This window comes from Microbulbifer okhotskensis, assembly GCF_023895975.1.
Lineage (GTDB): Bacteria > Pseudomonadota > Gammaproteobacteria > Pseudomonadales > Cellvibrionaceae > Microbulbifer > Microbulbifer okhotskensis.
Genome location: NZ_JALBWM010000264.1, coordinates 1 through 1,800, shown reverse-complemented (window position 1 = coordinate 1,800; position 1,800 = coordinate 1). Strand labels below are relative to the sequence as shown.

Annotated in this window: 3 protein-coding genes; all 3 read right to left on the bottom strand. The window is 42.4% G+C overall.

Going from position 1 to position 1,800, the window contains the following annotated elements; translation table 11 throughout:
• Positions 1-191, bottom strand: a 191-nt coding sequence (locus tag MO867_RS21895; RefSeq protein ID WP_252473102.1) for an Imm32 family immunity protein, incomplete at its 3' end; no start/stop codon positions are given.
• A 454-nt stretch (positions 192-645) separates the two neighbouring features.
• Positions 646-966: a hypothetical protein gene (locus tag MO867_RS21890; protein ID WP_252473100.1), complete on the bottom strand. Its 321-nt coding sequence runs from the start codon at positions 964-966 to the stop codon at positions 646-648.
• Between the two features lie 84 nt (positions 967-1,050).
• Positions 1,051-1,446, bottom strand: coding sequence for a hypothetical protein (locus MO867_RS21885; protein WP_252473097.1), 396 nt, complete (start codon positions 1,444-1,446; stop codon positions 1,051-1,053).
• Positions 1,447-1,800 lie beyond the last annotated feature (354 nt).

The following is a 1,800-nucleotide window of genomic DNA, read 5'->3' as shown; positions in this document are numbered from 1 at the left end:
GGGCATGAATCTGACAAATGTTCGTGTTCGTAACCGTCCTGATCTTTCTCTATTGCGATTGATTGTTCTGCAATAAATTTAGCAAGCTTTCTTAACTCCTCAGCACTTGCGGAAATAGTAACCTCAGATAGCTCTAGAGGCTTCGGATTCTCTTTTTCGGCCTCTTGTTTCGTATAACCGTAAAATTTCATATTTTACCTATAACGCTTACAGCAGGGACGGATTGCCTTGTGCGCGTTTTGCGCGAAAATGGGGTCGAAGCGACCCACGCAAAAGGTGCACAAGGCAATCCGTCCCGCGGAGGACCGAAGGGCCGTAGCATAATGTCTGTGATTGTTAGTGAGTTTGACCACAGTACTGGTCTCCATGCTCAACAAATGAGTCCTGGCACTTTTACATTTGAAAGAGTCACCTCCATCAATTGAAATTTTGACTTCTAAGTCCTGATTCTCAAATGAGTTAAGCTCGGCTATAAGTTGTTTAATAGTTTTACCCCTAGTTACCCATTTTGGGTTGGAGTTTACATCATCACTCATTTACTACTCTCTTTCATCATTTGCACATAACGCCGTTGGCATAGGATGAGCGAAGCGAAGTTTCAGCATTACATAGCAATGTGATTATGCCTAAACTTGTTATACGTTTTCACCATTTTATTTGTTTTGCACCTGCAAATATTTTGCCTTTAGTTCGCTGCTCAAGATTAAACCAACAACGACTACATGAGATATAACCACCTTTGGAAGCAGATATAAAGTTAGGTAAATTTACTTTGTTTGTTACTAAATCAAGATCTATTGGGTCATAAAATAGTAAAAAATTACCTTCTCCTTTGTCGTGAAGAACACCTGACGTTCTATCTACACGATTACCATTTTCTTCTAGTAATTTCACTATAGGCGCAAGATGCTCACATTCTTGTGACAATGGCTCTTTATTTGGTGTGTCTGGTATTTCTATCATCATTTACGTATAACGCCCGCACAAGATGTGCATAGCGTTGGGCGTCCCGCGGAGGCCCGAAGGGCCGGAGCATACTGCTTGCGATTGTTAAGCCAGCCAGAGATCATAAAGGCACCACCCACCATAGATAGTTAATGGAAGTACAAAAACTCCATAGAAAACAATAGCCGCAGGCGCTGTAAATAGCATTAGGAAAGTTATACCTACTCCTAACAATACAGCAGGAATACCCACAACTGTCGAAATCGTCTTCTCAAGTGTACTAATTTCGGATAACGGGGTTTCCCTATAGAGCAGCCTCCAAAGCTGTACCAAAGCTAAACATGGAACAAAAAGTAAAAAAGCCGTTTGATATGGATTTGGACCAAAATCAGGCTCCCCCTCACTCAAGACAACCAATCCAAGAGCGGCTGTCAGATAAAGTATGCACACAGTTCCAGGAACTATTGATATCAACCCAATTATTCTGCTCTTTTTATTCATAGTGCTTAACGCTGCCGCTGTGTTTTATACACATCTTTCAGTCTCACTCATAGCCTCAGCCACCTCAATACAGTGAAATAACTTTACGTGCCCCGCCAAACTGTTCATATTTCGCCCCGCAGTACCATTTAGGGCTATGCAAATAGCCTGAATCTGTTAACAATCGAGTAATCCTCCTCATGAATGGAGGTTTCTCGATGGGGTACATCCGATATCCCATGCCACTCTGATTCTGGGTTCACTTTAATGCGGGTTCATAGGGAACTGGTAATGCTTTGCTGTGCATTCGTTAACGGCAAAGCATGGGCGTGGACTAATGGGGTGAAAGTCCCCTGTAGGAAGATCACCGTTTAA